Annotated in this window: 16 protein-coding genes; 14 read left to right on the plus strand and 2 right to left on the minus strand. The window is 59.2% G+C overall.

Translation table 11 applies throughout. The features are described from left to right. The first annotated feature begins 199 nt into the window (after window positions 1-199). From CCGE525_RS15755 to CCGE525_RS38980, 5 genes are all read left to right on the plus strand, one after another. Entirely contained in the window at window positions 200-994 is a 795-nt protein-coding gene (locus CCGE525_RS15755; protein WP_120705102.1) for a response regulator, read from the plus strand. A 225-nt stretch (window positions 995-1,219) separates the two neighbouring features. After that, window positions 1,220-2,173 carry a sensor histidine kinase gene (locus CCGE525_RS15760; RefSeq protein WP_205587475.1) on the plus strand — a complete coding sequence of 318 codons (954 nt, stop codon included), beginning with the start codon at window positions 1,220-1,222 and terminating at the stop codon, window positions 2,171-2,173. Window positions 2,174-2,685: 512 nt separating this feature from the next. After that, the gene (locus tag CCGE525_RS15765; protein ID WP_120705104.1) at window positions 2,686-4,047 is read left to right on the plus strand and encodes an NAD(P)-dependent oxidoreductase; all 1,362 of its coding nucleotides are present in this window, start codon (window positions 2,686-2,688) and stop codon (window positions 4,045-4,047) included. A 13-nt stretch (window positions 4,048-4,060) separates the two neighbouring features. Next, window positions 4,061-5,374, plus strand: a complete 1,314-nt coding sequence (gene preA, locus CCGE525_RS15770; RefSeq protein ID WP_120705105.1) for an NAD-dependent dihydropyrimidine dehydrogenase subunit PreA — start codon at window positions 4,061-4,063, stop codon at window positions 5,372-5,374. A 303-nt stretch (window positions 5,375-5,677) separates the two neighbouring features. After that, window positions 5,678-5,764 (plus strand): SEC-C metal-binding domain-containing protein, encoded by an 87-nt coding sequence (locus CCGE525_RS38980; protein ID WP_245472170.1) that lies wholly within the window; start codon window positions 5,678-5,680, stop codon window positions 5,762-5,764. Between the two features lie 92 nt (window positions 5,765-5,856). Here CCGE525_RS38980 and CCGE525_RS15780 read toward each other — a convergent pair whose 3' ends face one another. Continuing rightward, window positions 5,857-6,501 (minus strand): TetR family transcriptional regulator C-terminal domain-containing protein, encoded by a 645-nt coding sequence (locus CCGE525_RS15780; RefSeq protein ID WP_120705106.1) that lies wholly within the window; start codon window positions 6,499-6,501, stop codon window positions 5,857-5,859. Between the two features lie 301 nt (window positions 6,502-6,802). Between CCGE525_RS15780 and CCGE525_RS15785 the strand changes: the two genes are divergently transcribed. The 3 genes from CCGE525_RS15785 to hydA all read left to right on the plus strand — a co-directional run bounded on the left by CCGE525_RS15785 (window position 6,803) and on the right by hydA (window position 10,382). Then, complete coding sequence (locus CCGE525_RS15785) at window positions 6,803-8,056, plus strand: Zn-dependent hydrolase (RefSeq protein WP_120705107.1); 1,254 nt, start codon at window positions 6,803-6,805, stop codon at window positions 8,054-8,056. A 2-nt stretch (window positions 8,057-8,058) separates the two neighbouring features. Then, entirely contained in the window at window positions 8,059-8,697 is a 639-nt protein-coding gene (locus tag CCGE525_RS15790) for an endonuclease domain-containing protein (RefSeq protein WP_425375901.1), read from the plus strand. A gap of 230 nt (window positions 8,698-8,927) precedes the next feature. Further along, entirely contained in the window at window positions 8,928-10,382 is a 1,455-nt protein-coding gene (hydA, locus tag CCGE525_RS15800) for a dihydropyrimidinase (protein ID WP_120705109.1), read from the plus strand. A gap of 30 nt (window positions 10,383-10,412) precedes the next feature. Here hydA and CCGE525_RS15805 read toward each other — a convergent pair whose 3' ends face one another. Then, window positions 10,413-10,826 carry a cupin domain-containing protein gene (locus CCGE525_RS15805; RefSeq protein ID WP_120705110.1) on the minus strand — a complete coding sequence of 138 codons (414 nt, stop codon included), beginning with the start codon at window positions 10,824-10,826 and terminating at the stop codon, window positions 10,413-10,415. Window positions 10,827-10,950: 124 nt separating this feature from the next. On the opposite strand from CCGE525_RS15805, the gene CCGE525_RS15810 reads away from it, so the two are divergent. The 6 genes from CCGE525_RS15810 to CCGE525_RS15835 all read left to right on the plus strand — a co-directional run bounded on the left by CCGE525_RS15810 (window position 10,951) and on the right by CCGE525_RS15835 (window position 16,722). After that, a complete protein-coding gene (locus tag CCGE525_RS15810) occupies window positions 10,951-11,742 on the plus strand; it encodes an ABC transporter ATP-binding protein (RefSeq protein ID WP_120705111.1) in 792 nt (263 codons plus the stop codon). A gap of 9 nt (window positions 11,743-11,751) precedes the next feature. After that, a complete protein-coding gene (locus tag CCGE525_RS15815) occupies window positions 11,752-12,087 on the plus strand; it encodes a hypothetical protein (protein WP_120705112.1) in 336 nt (111 codons plus the stop codon). 2 nt (window positions 12,088-12,089) lie between these two features. Next, the gene (locus CCGE525_RS15820; protein ID WP_120705113.1) at window positions 12,090-12,977 is read left to right on the plus strand and encodes an ABC transporter permease; all 888 of its coding nucleotides are present in this window, start codon (window positions 12,090-12,092) and stop codon (window positions 12,975-12,977) included. Continuing rightward, window positions 12,974-14,107 (plus strand): ABC transporter permease, encoded by a 1,134-nt coding sequence (locus CCGE525_RS15825; RefSeq protein WP_120705114.1) that lies wholly within the window; start codon window positions 12,974-12,976, stop codon window positions 14,105-14,107. Before CCGE525_RS15820 ends, CCGE525_RS15825 begins: the two co-directional genes overlap by 4 nt. Window positions 14,108-14,164: 57 nt before the next feature. Further along, a complete protein-coding gene (locus CCGE525_RS15830; RefSeq protein WP_120705115.1) occupies window positions 14,165-15,133 on the plus strand; it encodes an ABC transporter substrate-binding protein in 969 nt (322 codons plus the stop codon). 437 nt (window positions 15,134-15,570) lie between these two features. Next, window positions 15,571-16,722 (plus strand): efflux RND transporter periplasmic adaptor subunit, encoded by a 1,152-nt coding sequence (locus tag CCGE525_RS15835; protein ID WP_245472028.1) that lies wholly within the window; start codon window positions 15,571-15,573, stop codon window positions 16,720-16,722.

Raw genomic sequence — 16,722 nt, forward strand, 5'->3', positions numbered from 1 at the left:
TGGGAGGCCAGTAGCCTCACCCCGTCCGCTTCGGCCCGAATTGGGCGGTTGAAACCTACTGTTCGTCGGCAGGAGTAATGCCCGTATTTAAAAAAAGTTCCGCGGGAGAGGAACTTTTTTACTGAGTTGGCGTTTGCTTGTCACTGCAGTCTTGGAGGCTGTGTTTCAATTAGAAATTAGTAAAGGGCGGGAGCCATTAATGACACTTTCCACACGCATTGCGCCGCATCTTCCCTTTTTGCGCCGCTACTCCCGTGCGCTGACGGGGACGCAGACATCGGGAGACGCCTATGTCGCGGCGGTTTTGGAAGCGATCATCGCCGATCTTTCCATCTTCCCAGACACGCCCAACGACCGCGTTGCCCTTTATAAACTCTTCACCAAGCTCTTCGGTTCCTCAGCGGTCCAGATCCCCGAGCCGACATCACCCTACGCCTGGGAACAGCGTGCCTCGGTGAATCTTGCCAAGGTTTCTCCGGTCGCCCGTCAGGCCTTCCTCCTTGCCTCCGTCGAAAATTTCCGTCTCGGCGAGATCGCCGATATTCTCGATGTGCCGGAAACCGAGGCCATGAACCTGCTCGACAAGGCATCTCAGGAAATTTCGCGTCAGGTGGCAACCAATATCATGATCATCGAGGATGAACCGCTGATCGCGATGGATATAGAGCAGATGGTGGAAAGCCTCGGTCATCGGGTCACCGGCATCGCCCGCACCCATGCGGAGGCAGTCGCTCTTCACAATGCCACCAACCCCAGCATGGTGCTCGCCGACATCCAACTCGCCGACGGCAGCTCCGGCATCGACGCGGTCAACGACATCCTCAAAACATCCAGCATTCCGGTCATTTTCATCACCGCCTTCCCCGAGCGCTTACTGACCGGCGAGCGCCCGGAGCCCACCTTCCTCGTGACCAAGCCATTCAATCCCGACATGGTGAAAGCGCTGATCAGCCAGGCTCTTTTCTTTAACGAAACCACAAAGGTGGCCGCCTGATACAATTTGACACCTTGTCGTGGAACAAAAATAGCGGCTGGACGTTGCGGCGGCTTAGGGACGCTTTACCGACTGTTATAGCGATTGACTTTATAAACCGGGCTGAGTTTTTCCGGTCGAGAATGCCCTGTCGGCGGGTTTCTCGAAATTCGAGTGAAAGGCGAGCCGGTGAATACGACTGAACCATTATCGGGTGCGCCTTTGAGTTTTGAGGGCAAGGCCGCTATGATGGAGCGCGCGCTTGGCACGGCTGGTATCTCCATTCTCTTTCAGGACGCAAACCTTGCGATTCGCTATGCCGAAAACTTGCCCGACCACCTGAAACCATCTCTTATCGTCGGCGGCACGGATCTCCATCTCTTCGGCGAGAAAGACGGCGAACACCTGTTGCAGCTCAAACGCGGGGTGCTGGAAAGCGGCAAGCCCGTCACCGCGGAAGTGGAGTTGGTGACGGGCGATGGCGTGCGAATTTACGAGCTGAAGATCGAGCGCGTCGGCGGACGCAAGGCGCAGGGCCTGCTTTCCGTCATCTCCGAAATCACGGAGACCCGGCACCGCGAAAAAGTTTTGAAATCGCTGCTGCGCGAGCTGTCGCACCGCTCCAAAAATCTTTTGGCAATCATCCAGGGCATCGCCACGCAGACGGCGCGTCATACCGTGTCGCTCGATAATTTCCTGATCAAATTCCGGGGGCGCCTGCAGTCGCTGTCGAACTCGCAGGACCTGATCACCGATTCGAGCTGGCGTGGCGCCTATCTGTTCGAGCTCGCTGAAAAGCAGTTCGCCCCCTATTGGCCCGATGCAGGGACGCCGATGCCGATCTACGGGATCAATGCGCATCTCACCCCGAATGCCGCCGTCCATCTCGGCCTCGCCTTACACGAACTGATCGTTAATTCCGCCTCGCACGGTGCCATCTCCGCTGGCGCCACCAGTATCACGCTGAACTGCAAGGAGGCTGAACTCAACGGCAAGAAGGCGATCGAAGTGGCATGGTCGGAGCACTTCTACTTCCCTTCCGACCATGAGTTCGAAGACAACAGCTTCAGCCGCACCGTGTTGGAGCGGGTCGTCCCCACCTCCATGAATGGGCGCGCCCAATTCGCGATCGATGACGACAGCATCGGTTATCGCCTGACGATTCCCGAAACCGAATATGAGATCCTGAAGCGCCGCTGACGCCCCCAAACGAAAACCGCAAAAGAAAACAGCCAGTGCGAGGGCGGCGCACTGGCTGCTTTTCACTCATCGGGAGGGGACCGTGAGTAGATGCCCGGTGATGAGTTTTGGGGGCGTGCATCGGTTGATGCGATCATCACCAAGACACATCCTTAACGGCGGCGCTCGGCCTTGGTTCCCATCTTTCTAAAAAAAAATTCGATTTTTTCTCTAGCGTATATCGCCGATGTCAAAATGGTCGCCAACGGCGACTGGACAGGCTTTCAAGAAGCTGTCCAAAACTCAGGAAATTTATAGTTTGTTCTTCAGAAGATCGTCGGCCGATTTCATAAAATATAACATTAAAACATATTGTTAGTGGATGCTTCCCGCTCCTCTGCGGCGCCGTGCAATCGCGACAGCGACGTCTGCTTTTGCAAAACCAAAAACTCAAAAATTTTACCGTTTGATAAATTTTTTATCCTGAGTTACCGTTCATTCCACTAGCCGTTTACTATAATGAGGGAACTTCAATGGGACGACTGGAAACTGGGATTCATAAAGGCAGGCTGACGCCGGCCGAATATGATGCGAACTTTTCCGATCTGCATCCGCGCCTTAACGACCATGAGGCGCTGGTCGCTTCCGACCGCTGTTATTTCTGCTATGACGCGCCGTGCATGACGGCCTGTCCGACCTCGATCGACATTCCGATGTTCATCCGCCAGATCTCGACGGGTAATCCGATCGGCTCGGCCAAGACGATCTTCGACCAGAATATATTGGGCGGCATGTGCGCCCGCGTCTGTCCCACCGAGCAGCTCTGCGAGCAGGCCTGCGTGCGCAACACCGCCGAAGAGCGCCCCGTCGAAATTGGCCGCCTGCAGCGCTATGCAACCGACGCGGCCATGGATGCAAATAAGCAGTTTTATGCCCGCGCTGCCTCGACCGGCAAGAAGATCGCCGTTGTCGGCGCCGGCCCTGCCGGCCTTGCCTCCGCCCACCGTCTTGCCGTGAAAGGCCATGACGTCACCATCTTCGATGCCCGCGAAAAGGCCGGCGGCCTCAACGAATACGGTATCGCCACCTACAAGACGGTCGACGATTTCGCGCAGAAGGAAGTTGACTACGTGCTGGCTATTGGCGGCATCGAAGTTAAGAACGGCCAGGCGCTTGGCCGCGATTTCAGCCTTGCCGATCTGTCGTCGCAGTACGATGCCGTCTTCCTCGGCCTCGGGCTTGCCGGCGTCAACGCGCTGCGGGCCGAAGGCGAGGGCCTCGATGGTGTCGCCGACGCCGTCGGCTATATCGCCGATCTGCGCCAGGCGAAGGATAAGGCTGACATCGCTGTCGGCCGCCGCGTTGTTGTTCTCGGCGGCGGCATGACCGCGATCGACGCCGCCGTACAGGCGAAGCTGCTCGGGGCCGAAGAGGTGACGATCTGCTATCGCCGCGGCAAGGAACATATGAACGCCTCGGAATACGAGCAGGATCTCGCCGCCTCCAAGGGCGTCATCATCCGCCATTGGCTGGCGCCGAAGCGCATCCTCGACAAGGACGGCAAGGTTGCCGGCATCGAAGTGGAATATACTGAATTGCGCGACGGCAAGCTGACAGGCACCGGCGATACCGGCGTCATCGCCGCCGACCAGATATTCAAGGCGATCGGCCAGACGTTCGAAGCTTCCGGCCTCGGCGCGTTGCGTATGGAATCCGGCCGCATCGCCATCGACGGCGAAGGCCGAACCTCGCTCGACGGCGTCTGGGCTGGCGGCGATTGCGTTCTCGGCGGCGACGACCTGACGGTCTCCGCCGTTGCACAGGGCCGTGATGCGGCCGAATCCATCAACCGTGCGCTCGGCTCCGCCGCGCAGCCGACCGTTGCCGTCGCTTGAAGGGAGAATTGATATGGCTGATCTCCGCAATAATTTCGTCGGCATCAAATCTCCGAACCCGTTCTGGCTCGCTTCGGCACCGCCGACCGACAAAGCCTATAACGTCGAGCGCGCCTTCAAGGCCGGCTGGGGCGGTGTGGTGTGGAAGACGCTTGGCGAGGAAGGCCCGCCCGTCGTCAACGTCAACGGCCCGCGTTACGGCGCAATCTGGGGCGCCGACCGCCGCCTGCTCGGCCTCAACAATATCGAGCTGATCACCGACCGCGACCTCTCCACCAATCTGCGCGAAATGAAGCAGGTGAAGATGAACTGGCCGGATCGCGCCCTCATTGCATCGATCATGGTTCCCTGCGTTGAAGATGCATGGAAGGCGATCTTGCCGCTGGTGGAGGAAACCAATGCTGACGGCATCGAGCTCAATTTCGGCTGTCCGCACGGCATGTCCGAACGCGGCATGGGCTCCGCGGTCGGTCAGGTGCCGGAATATATCGAGATGGTCGTGCGCTGGTGCAAGCAATATACCCGCATGCCCGTCATCACCAAGCTGACCCCCAACATCACCGACATTCGCAAGCCCGCCCGTGCCGCCAAAGCCGGCGGCACCGACGCCGTGTCGCTGATCAACACCATCAACTCGATCGTCTCAGTCGATCTCGATAGCTTTGCCCCGAACCCGACCGTCGGCGGCAAGGGCAGCCACGGCGGCTATTGCGGCCCGGCAGTCAAGCCGATCGCGCTCAACATGGTGGCCGAAATCGCACGCGATCCCGAAACCTACGGCCTGCCGATCTCCGGTATCGGCGGCATCACCAGCTGGCGTGACGCGGCCGAGTTCCTCGCTCTCGGCGCCGGCAACGTGCAGGTCTGCACAGCGGCAATGACCTACGGCTTCAAGATCGTTCAGGAGATGATATCAGGCCTCTCCGACTGGATGGACGAAAAGGGCCACCGCAATCTGGACGATATCATCGGCCGCGCTGTGCCGAACGTTTCGGACTGGCAATATCTCAACCTCAACTACATCGCCAAGGCAAAGATCGATCAGGACGCCTGCATCAAATGCGGTCGCTGCTACATCGCCTGCGAAGACACCTCGCACCAGGCGATCACCAACATGGTCGACGGCGTCAGGCATTTCGAGGTGATGGATGAGGAATGCGTCGGCTGCAATCTCTGCGTCAGCGTTTGTCCCGTCGAAAACTGCATCACCATGGAAGCCCTGCCGGCAGGCGCCCTCGACAAGCGCACCGGCAAGGTCGTCGATCCAAACTATGCCAACTGGACGACCCATCCGAACAATCCGATGGCCCGGCAGGCGGCGGAGTAAAGCGACAAAGATCCGCATGAGCATAGGGGCGGTCGCAGCAAGCTGCGGCCGCCTTCTTCGTACAAGCTCCGGCGTAGTTCACGACCTGTTTTTCACAGCTCGCGGAAGCGTGAAAAACAGGTTATGGGAGACGCACTGCAAACGATCGCAGGAATAGCAACTCAGAGGAGGCGACCATGTCACGCAAGTCCAAAACCCTCCACGACGTGAGCTTTTGAGGTCACGTCCAAACGACGCAAGTCCTTCCCATCGGAAACCCGGGTAAAGACCGGCTCGCAACTCATCCATGGCGATGTCGAGCTGATTGAAAAACTCGGCCGCAACGACCCCTGCCCCTGCGGTTCCCGGAGGCGGTTTAAAGAGCTGCTGCCTGAAATCAGGCCGCTATGACGGCATCGAGCGGGACTACTATTTTTAGAGAACGGAGCTGAGTTCTATCACCTCCATGTGCGGCGCAATCCTTTCGGGGGTTGCGTCGCCGCTCAAGTGTGGCGGATACGGAGCCCATCGACGAAAAGCTGTTCGAGGTAGCGCGCAGCATCCTCGAAACGCCCATCGCCTGAATGTTCCTGCCCGAGTACGGCGCGCACCTGTACGTCGAAATCCGCATAATGCTGCGTCGTCGACCAGATGGAGAAGATCAGGTGATAGGGATCGCATTTGGCGATCTTACCAGCCTTCGCCCAGGCGCGAATCACCTCCGCCTTTTCGTCGACAAGGGTCTTCAGCGGCCCCCGAAGCTCATCCTCGACATGCGGCGCCCCCTGCAGCATCTCGTTGGCGAACAGACGGCTTTCTCGCGGGAAATCGCGGGCCATTTCCAGCTTGCGGCGGATGTAGGAGCGGATCTCGCTTTCGGGGTTGCCATTGGCGTCGAAGGCACGCAACGGCTCCAGCCAGGTAAACAGCACCCGGTCGATCAGCGCGCGGTGCATGGCCTCCTTGGTGCGGAAATAATAGAGCAGATTGGGTTTCGACATGCCAGCGACTTCCGCGATCTGATCGATGGTCGAGCCGCGAAAGCCGTGGACCGAAAATACGTCCAACGCGGCTTCGAGTATCACTTCCTCTTTTTCTTCCTGAATGCGGGTACGGCGTTGCGTCTTGGCGGCTCTAGGGATGGCCATGTGTGCTTTGTTTCTCCTTGAAATCCAAGCCCTTCGGCCAAGCTCTCATTCATCCCGCCCACGCTTTAAATTTGGGCAATTGCCTATAATTTTGTCGGGAATTTTCGTGCTTTTCGTCTTGAGCGCCGCCACGGAAGTTGTAATGTTTACCAATCGGTCAAATTATCTGTCAGATGTCTTACAAAGGCAACCGGCGATTTCCCGGGGCGAGAAAAACAAACAAGCGCTCTGGGCAACGACCAACGGGAACAATTGGGCATGCGCCTTGCATGACCCGAGATAAACAGGTGAGGATTAGATCATGGTGGCAGCGCCAGGGGAAAACATGCGTATCAACGGCGATCGCCTTTGGGACGCATTGATGGACATGGCGAAGATCGGCCCCGGCATCGCCGGCGGTAACAATCGCCAGACGCTAACCGACGCCGACGCCGAAGGCCGCAGCCTTTTCAAGACGTGGTGCGAAAACGCCGGCATGAAACTCGGCGTCGACAAGATGGGCACGATGTTCGCGACCCGTCCCGGCACCGATCCGAATGCGCTGCCCGTCTATGTCGGCTCGCATCTCGATACCCAGCCGACCGGCGGCAAATATGACGGCGTGCTCGGCGTGCTGAGTGCGCTCGAAGTCGTACGCACGATGAACGACCTGGGCATCAAGACCAAACATCCGATCGTGGTCACAAATTGGACCAATGAAGAGGGTGCGCGTTTCGCGCCCGCCATGCTCGCCTCCGGCGTCTTCGCCGGCATGCATTCGCTGGACTATGCCTATGGCCGCAAGGACCCGGAAGGCAAGACCTTTGGCGAGGAGCTGAAGCGCATCGGCTGGGTCGGCGAGGAAGAGGTCGGCGCGCGCAAGATGCACGCTTATTTCGAATATCATATCGAGCAAGGCCCGATCCTTGAAGCCGAGGACAAGACCATTGGCGTCGTCACACACTGTCAGGGCCTGTGGTGGCTGGAATTTACGCTGACCGGAAAGGAAGCACATACCGGCTCGACGCCGATGAACATGCGCGTCAATGCTGGGCTTGCCATGTCGCGGATCATCGAAATGGTGCAGGGCGTCGCGATGGAAAACCAGCCTGGCGCCGTCGGTGGTGTCGGTCAGGTCTTCTTCACGCCGAATTCGCGCAACGTCCTGCCGGGCAAGGTGGTCTTCACAGTCGACATCCGCTCGCCCGACAAGGAAAAGCTCGATCGCATGCGCGCCAAGATCGAGGCCGAGGCGCCTGTGATCTGCGACGCCCTCGGCGTCGGCTGCTCGGTCGAGGCGATCGGCCATTTCGAGCCGGTGACCTTCAATCCGAAGCTCGTAACAGCCGTTCGCAACGCCGCCGAGAAGCTGGGCTACAGCCACATGAACATCATCTCCGGCGCCGGTCACGACGCTTGCTGGGCCGCCAAGGTGGCACCGGCCACCATGGTCATGTGCCCCTGCGTCGGCGGCCTGTCGCACAACGAGGCCGAAGAAATTTCCAAGGAATGGGCGACCGCCGGCGCGGATGTCCTGTTCCATGCAGTCCTGGAGACTGCGGAGATCGTTGCGTGAGCATGATGCCTCGCCCGTCGCAGCCCCCTCATCCGCCCTTCGGGCACCTTCTCCCCGAGGGGAGAAGGGGGAAAGCCGCTATGCCCTTCTACAGCATATTCGCGATCCTGGCTGATAAGATCTTGTTTGACATCGATGCCGCAGCAAGAATCCCCTTCTCCCCTCGGGGAGAAGGTGGCCCGAAGGGTCGGATGAGGGGGACGCCACGGATGCCGGACAACGACGACATCAGCAAACGCCGCCCGGGCAAAACCAGACAGGCGCGTAGACTTCGTCAGATTGAGACGGAAGAGGAATATCGCCTCTGGAGCGACCTGCGTGACCGTCGTCTAAACGGATACAAATTTGCCAGACAAATTCCCCGTGGCCCCTATGTCGTTGATTTTCTCTGTCGCGACAAATTACTGATCGTTGAAATCGACGGCTTCCAGCATGCTGGATCTTTTTCCGATGTCATTCGGACGCAGTGGCTCAATACACACGGTTATTCGGTGTTGAGATTCTGGAATCATGAGATCACGAGGGAGCGCCGGGCGGTATTGGGGACAATTCTTGCAGCGCTCGAGGGGAAGATGCTCAAAACGGACGATATTTTGCGCTTCCATCCTGCGATCCGACCACTGGGGGAAGCAGTCGAATGACGCGTTTGAACCATCCCCCTCATCCGCCCTTCAGGCACCTTCTCCCCGAGGGGAGAAGGGGGCACCAACCAGCGCAGTCTTCGCTGGCTGGCTTTTGTTTGACATCGATGTCGCAACAGGAATCCTCTTCTCCCCTTCGGGAGACGGTGGCCCGAAGGGTCGGATGAGGGGGCGGCGCAGATAAGGGAACGTCACAACTGCCAGAACTTCGAAAACAGGGAGCAAACACCATGAGCACAGTCATCAAGGGTGGAACCATCGTCACGGCCGATCTGACCTATAAGGCCGATGTCAAGATCGAGGGCGGCAAGATCGTCGAGATCGGGCAGAACCTGTCCGGCAATGAAGTTCTCGACGCGTCCGGCTGCTATGTCATGCCCGGCGGCATCGACCCGCATACGCATCTCGAAATGCCGTTCATGGGCACCTATTCCTCCGACGATTTCGAGAGCGGCACGCGGGCGGCTCTTGCCGGCGGCACGACAATGGTGGTGGATTTCGCGCTCCCCTCGCCCGGCCAGTCGCTGCTCGAGGCATTGACCATGTGGGACAACAAGTCGACGCGGGCAAACTGCGACTATTCCTTCCACATGGCAATTACCTGGTGGGGCGAGCAGGTCTTCAATGAGATGGAAGCCGTCGTCCGCGACAAGGGCATCAACACCTTCAAGCACTTCATGGCCTATAAAGGCGCGCTGATGGTGGATGACGACGAGATGTTCTCCTCCTTCCAACGCTGCGCCGAACTCGGTGCCCTCCCCCTCGTTCATGCCGAGAACGGGGACGTAGTGGCGCAGATGCAGGCGAAACTGCTTGCTGAAGGCAATAACGGCCCGGAAGCGCACGCCTATTCCCGCCCGGCCGAAGTTGAGGGTGAAGCGACGAACCGCGCCATCATGATTGCGGATATGGCCGGCAGCCCAGTCTACATCGTCCATACCTCCTGCGAACAGGCGCATGAAGCCATTCGCCGCGCCCGCCAGAAAGGCATGCGCGTCTTTGGAGAGCCATTGATCCAGCACCTGACGCTCGATGAGAGCGAGTATTCCAATCCCGATTGGGACCACGCCGCCCGCCGCGTCATGTCCCCACCCTTCCGCAACAAGCAGCACCAGGACAGCCTCTGGGCCGGCCTTGCCTCCGGTTCGCTGCAGGTGGTCGCCACTGACCATTGCGCCTTCACGACCGAACAGAAGCGCTTCGGCCTCGGCGACTTCACCAAGATCCCGAACGGCACCGGCGGCCTCGAAGACCGTATGCCGATGCTCTGGACCCATGGTGTCAACACTGGCCGTCTGACCATGAACGAGTTCGTGGCTGTGACATCGACCAATATCGCCAAGATCCTCAACGTCTATCCGAAAAAGGGCGCGATCCTTGTCGGCGCCGACGCCGATATCGTCGTCTGGGATCCGAAGCGCACGAAGACCATCACCGCCAAGACGCAGCAATCGGCGATCGACTACAATGTTTTCGAAGGCAAGCAGGTGACGGGCCTGCCGCGCTACACGCTAACCCGCGGCGTGGTTGCCATCGAGGAAAGCACGGTCAAGACGCAGCAAGGCCATGGCGAATTCGTCAAGCGTGATCCTTTCACCGCTGTCAACCGCGCACTCTCGACCTGGAAAGATGTCACCGCGCCGCGCAAGGTTCAGCGCAGCGGCATCCCGGCGAGCGGGGTGTAACGCTTGGCAATGGCGTTCCAGTCCATCACCTCACAACGGCACATGCAGTTCCAGATCCGGCAGCAGGACGACGCTTTCCTGTTCGTTCGGATCGGTGCGGGCGATGATGGCTGTCGCCGGCTGGTCGCTGAGATTGGCGGGCAGATGCGGAACGCCGGCCGGAATGTAGAACATTTCGCCGGCGCAAACGACAACGTGTTCTTCCAATTGATCGCCAAACCAGCAATGCGTCTCGCCGGACAGCGCATAAATCGCCGTCTCATGCGACGCATGCAGGTGCGCCTTGGCGCGTCCGCCCGGCGGGATCGTCAGAAGATGCATGCGGATACCCGTCGAGCCGACTGTCTCGGCGGCAATCCCCTCAAAGTAGTTGAAGCCTTGTTTCCCGGCATAGGTGCTGCCGGGCTGCACGATGCGGCAGGTGGGCTTCGATGAAACGCTCATGCCATTCCTCCATAAAATTCGATAGATCTGCGGCGGCCTCAGGTTCTAAAACCAACGCGATGCCGTGTAGAGTAACACGCAATCCGCCTCGACTGCGCGGCGAAAACATGACTGGTAGGTGTTAATGACGTCATCCGCTCCCTCCGTCGTCTCCGCGCGGAACCTCTGCCTCACCTATGAGACAAATGACGGGCCGGTGCATGCGCTGAGCAATGTCGATCTCGACGTGCGGAAGGGCGATTTCGTCTCCTTCATCGGTCCGTCCGGCTGCGGCAAGACCACGTTTCTGCGTGTCATCGCCGATCTCGAGCGCAAGACCTCCGGCGACGTCACCGTCAACGGCATGACGCCGGAAGAGGCGCGCAGCGCTCGCGCCTATGGCTATGTCTTTCAAGCGCCTGCCCTTTATCCCTGGCGCACGATCGAAAAGAATATCGCCCTGCCGCTGGAGATCATGGGCTATGCCAGGAGCGAACACACCAAGCGCATCGCCCAGACGCTGGATCTGGTCAACCTCGCCGGCTTTGCGCACAAATACCCCTGGCAGCTCTCCGGCGGCATGCAGCAGCGCGCCTCGATCGCCCGCGCACTCGCCTTTGACGCCGACCTGCTGCTGATGGACGAGCCCTTCGGTGCCCTCGACGAAATCGTTCGCGATCACCTCAATGAAGAGCTGCTGAAACTCTGGAAGCGAACGAACAAGACCATCTGTTTCGTAACGCACTCTATCCCGGAAGCGGTCTATCTCTCCACCAAGATCGTCGTCATGTCGCCCCGTCCCGGCCGCGTCACCGATGTCATCGAATCCACCCTTCCGCTCGAACGCCCGCTGGGCATTCGCGAAACCCCTGAATTCCTGGAAATCGCACACCGTGTCCGCGAAGGACTGAGGGCGGGACATAGTTATGAGGAATAGGATCACACGATGAACCCGCAATTCCTCCTCTGGCTTACCGGCGCCATGGCGATCTTCATTGGTGGCGCGACCGCCTCGCGGGCTTATATCGCCAACAACAACATATTGGTCCTTGTTCTGGCGCTCTGCCTCTATTGCGTCGGCAATCTGATGATGGTCCGGCTGATGCGCGAGGGTGGGCTGGGGCTGGCGATTTCCGCCTCCGCCATCGCCCAGCTCGTGGTCGTCAACATCGTTGCCTTCATCGTCTTTGGCGAGCGTCTCAGCCTGCCGCAGCTCGCCGGCGTCGGGCTCGGCATTGTCGCGATGGTGCTGATGCTGTTTTCGGCGGAAAGAGGGGCGTGACCATGGAGAAGGAGCAATTCTTCAAACACAAATTTCTGCCGGTTACGACCATCGTGCTCGCAATCCTCGTGTTGTGGTACGCCTTTGCCATCATTCTCAACACCCCGTTCCAGCGCGATCTTGATCGGCGCGCCAACGTCACTTCCGGCAGGATGGAATTCATCGGCAAGACGCTTGCGCAGCCGAAGCCGGTCCTGCCGGCGCCGCATCAGGTGGCGCAGAACGTCTTCGAAAACACCTTTCTGAGACCCCCGACCAGCAACCGCAGTCTCGTCTACAATGCCTGGGTGACATTATCCTCCACAGCGGTCGGTTTCGCTTTCGGCACCCTGCTCGGCATTCTCATTGCCGTCGGCATCGTGCATCTTGTCGCGCTCGACCGTAGCCTGATGCCGTGGATCATAGCATCGCAGACCGTGCCGATCCTGGCTATCGCGCCGATGGTCATCGTTGTCCTCGCCGCGGTCAACATTACCGGCCTGATCCCAAAAGCGTTGATCTCGACCTATCTTTCCTTCTTTCCCGTCGCCGTTGGCATGGTGAAGGGACTGCGCTCGCCGGAAGTCATGCACCTCGACCTGATGCGCACCTATAATGCTAGCGCCGCGCAGACTTTCTGGAAGCTGCGCGTGCCCGCTTCGATCCCCTTTCTTTTCACCTCGATGAAAGTTGCGATTGCCGCGAGCCTTGTCGGCGCCATTGTCGGCGAATTGCCGACCGGTGCCGTTGCCGGTATCGGCGCGAAGCTGCTCGCAGGGTCCTATTACAGCCAGACGATCGATATCTGGGCGGCGCTTGTCGCCGGCTCGGTACTGGCGGCAGCCCTTGTCGCCATCGTCAGCATCGTGGCCCGCATCGTCGATCGCTCGATGGGAGGCAGGCCGGCATGAAGGGCATTCATCTTTCCTGGCAGGGCCTGCTCGCCCTCCTCCTCTGCCTCGCTGCCATCGCCATGCTGCCGTTGCTTACGGAGGACGCGGTTGCTCCCTTTACCGGTGGCGTGACCATCCTCACCTTGCTGCTGGTCGCCGTTGCCGCCGCGATTTCCTTCATCAATCTGTCGTCGGCATTGTCCGCTACAGTCCTCTTCATCGGCGCGCATGGAGCTGCATGGTTGCTGCTTTCGGGGATCACCGGAAACGAAGGCGAAGCGCGCCTGTCCTTCTTCCTGCTGATCGCCGCCGCCTGGCTGCTCGCCTGGCGCTGCGTCTCCGTGCTGTCCACGATCCGGCCGCGTTCACCTGCGGGCAATTATGGCCTGCGGCTGCTCATTCCGGCAATCTTCGGCGCATGGATATTGATCATCTGGGAAGCCGCCACCCGTGGCGCCGGCATCCCTTTCATCCTGCTGCCGCCGCCGGGCGCCATCGGGGCGCGGATCGCCGGCTCCATCCCGACCCTCTGGACCGACGTGCAGCAGACGATCTTCAAATCGGTACTGATCGGCTACATCATCGGCTGCGCAAGCGGCTTCGTCGTCGCCATTCTTGCCGATCGCGTCGCATTTCTCCGTCATGGCCTGCTGCCGATCGGCAATCTGGTCTCGGCCTTGCCGATCATTGGTGTCGCTCCGATCATGGTCATGTGGTTTGGCTTCGACTGGCAGTCGAAGGCCGCCGTTGTCGTCATCATGACCTTCTTTCCGATGCTGGTGAACACGGTCGCCGGCCTTGCCGCTGCCGGCAATATGGAGCGCGACCTGATGCGCACCTACGCGTCGAGCTATTCGCAAACGCTGCTCAAGCTTCGCCTGCCGGCCGCCGCGCCCTTTATTTTCAATGCGCTAAAGATCAACTCGACCTTGGCCCTGATCGGTGCCATCGTGGCGGAGTTCTTTGGCACACCCATGTCGGGCATGGGCTTCCGCATCTCGACCGAAATCGGCCGGATGAATGTCGACATGGTCTGGGCGGAAATCGCGGTCGCCGCGGTTGCGGGATCCGTCTTCTACGGTATCGTCGCCATTCTGGAGAGGATGACGACGTTCTGGCATCCGTCTATCCGTGGTGGGCAGACGTAGCCTGAGATCCCGGCCAAAGGATCAAGGCATAACTTCAGAGGGAAAAGGATAAAAAATATGAAAAAACTGGTGGTCGCATTGATGGCAAGCGCAATGGCGCTGGCCGCAGCACAGGCAGCGATGGCTGCCGACAAAGTGACGCTGCAGTTGAAATGGGTGGCGCAAGGTCAGTTCGGCGGCTACTTCGTCGCCAAGGACAAGGGCTTCTATAAAGAGGAAGGCCTCGACGTCGATATCAAGCCGGGCGGTCCGGATATCGCGCCGGAACAGGTGATTGCCGGCGGCGGCGCCGATGTCATCGTCGACTGGATGGGTGGCGCCCTGGTCGCGCGCGAAAAAGGCGTTCCGCTGATCAACATCGCCCAGCCCTACAACAAGTCCGGCCTGGAGCTGATCTGCCCGAAGGACGGCCCGGTGAAGACCGAAGCCGACTTCAAGGGCCATACGCTCGGCGTCTGGTTCTTCGGCAACGAATATCCCTTCTTCGCCTGGATGCACAAGATCGGTCTGAAGACCGATGGCGGCAAGGATGGTGTCACCGTCCTGAAGCAGAGCTTCGACGTTCAGCCGCTCGTTCAGAAGCAGGCCGACTGCATCTCGGTCATGACCTATAACGAATATTGGCAGGCGGTCGATGCCGGCTTCAAGCCGGAAGACCTGATCGTCTTCAACTACACCAAACTCGGGAACGACCTTCTGGAAGACGGCTTGTATGTCAACGAGGACAAGCTGAAGGACCCGAAGTTCAAGGCCGACATGGTCAAGTTCGTCCGCGCTTCGATGAAGGGCTGGAAATACGCCGTCGAACATCCGGATGAAGCCGCCGAAATCGTCATGGACAATGGCGGCCAGGACGAAAATCACCAGAAGCGCATGATGGGCGAAGTCGCCAAGTTGATCGGCACCGGCAAGCTCGACGAGAAACTCTACGATCGCACGGTGGCCGCCCTTCTCGACCAGAAGATCATCAACAAGAAGCCGACGGGCGCCTATACACACGAGATCACCGACGCCGCACTGAAATAGTCCGACGCCGAAAACTGTCGAAACGCGCAAGGTTCACGCTTCGCGCGTTTTTTTCATTTTGTAACAGCAGCGATAAAAGACTGGCTTTGTTACCGCGTTTGCCTGAAAAGCCATGCTTCGATCAAGCATGTGAATGCCGACATCACCGGCGCGTAATTGATTTGCAATGCAACGCCCTTTAGAATTGCGTGCGAAGCAGAAATCATTTTCTCGTGATCTTGCAGGATTTGGAAATCGTTCCCACCTAATGGGACAAATTGAGGATGAGGGACTTGCAGGCATGAAAGACGGATATTGATCCGCCGGAAAGAGCCGGCCCCGCACGCATTGATCCCCCGTGCTCGCGACGGAAAATAGCGAGATCCCGTTTACACACATACCGAACTGGAATTGAACGCATGGCCTTTACGCCGCACAGATTTTTGAGCACGACTGCAATGTTGCTTGTTCTCCTGACGGCACCGGCGGCTCTAGCCGAAGAGCCCACTGTCACTGCGCCGAAGCAGAATCTACCAGCGATCGTCGTCACGCAGGCCATGACGCGCAAGCTCACCGACAAGGTTGTCGCCACTGGCACGGTGAAAGCCGTGGAAGAGGTTTATATTCAGCCGCAGGTCGACGGCCTGTCGATCCGCTCGCTGAATGCCGATGTTGGCGACAGGGTCGAGGCGAACAGCACGCTTGCCACGCTGAACGACGACGCTTTGGTTCTGCAGAAGAGTCAGATGGAGGCAACGAAGGCCAAGGGCGAAGCAACGCTTGCCCAGTTGCACGCGCAGCTCAGTGAGGCCCACGCCAATGCGGATGAGGCAGAATTGCAGCGCGTCCGCGCCGTTGCCATGGGCGCCAAGGGCACCGTCTCGACCTCGTCGGTTGAGCAAGCGAATGCGGCGGCTGCCGCCAACAAGGCGCGCGAGGCCTCGGCCGAGCAGGCAATCGCGGTTGCCGAAGCCGATCTCAAGGTCATCGACAGCCAGATCGCCGATACCGACCTGAAGCTTGCCCGCACCGGCGTCAAGACGCCTGTCGCAGGCACCGTCGCTTCGCGCAATGCCCGCGTCGGCGCTATCGCGAACGGCACTGGCGATCCGCTGTTCACCATCATCCGCGACAGCGATTTGGAGCTGGTGGTGGATGTCTCGGAGAGCGATATCACCAAGATTACTCTTGGCCAGAAGGCGTTGATCTTGCTTTCCGGCAGCCGCGAAAAGCTTACCGGCTCCGTCCGTCTTGTTGCGCCGATTGTCGATGCGGTCACCCGCCTCGGCGCGGTGCACATCTCCATCGATGACGACGAAAAAGCGCGCGCAGGCATGTATGGCAGCGCTGAGATCATCGTCCGCGAGACACAGGGCGTCACCCTGCCGTTGACGGCCGTCTACACGGACGAAAATGGCTCTTCCGCGCGCAAGGTCGAAAATGGGGTCGTAAAATTCGTCAACGTTCAAACCGGCATTCAGGACGGCGGCTATGTCGAAATCGTCAACGGCCTGAAGGATGGTGACGAAGTCGTCGCCAAAGCCGGTGCCTATGTCCGTGACGGGGATCACATCACCCCCGTCAAAGAAGCTCCGCAAGCGTCCAACTGA

This window comes from Rhizobium jaguaris (assembly GCF_003627755.1).
Lineage (GTDB): Bacteria > Pseudomonadota > Alphaproteobacteria > Rhizobiales > Rhizobiaceae > Rhizobium > Rhizobium jaguaris.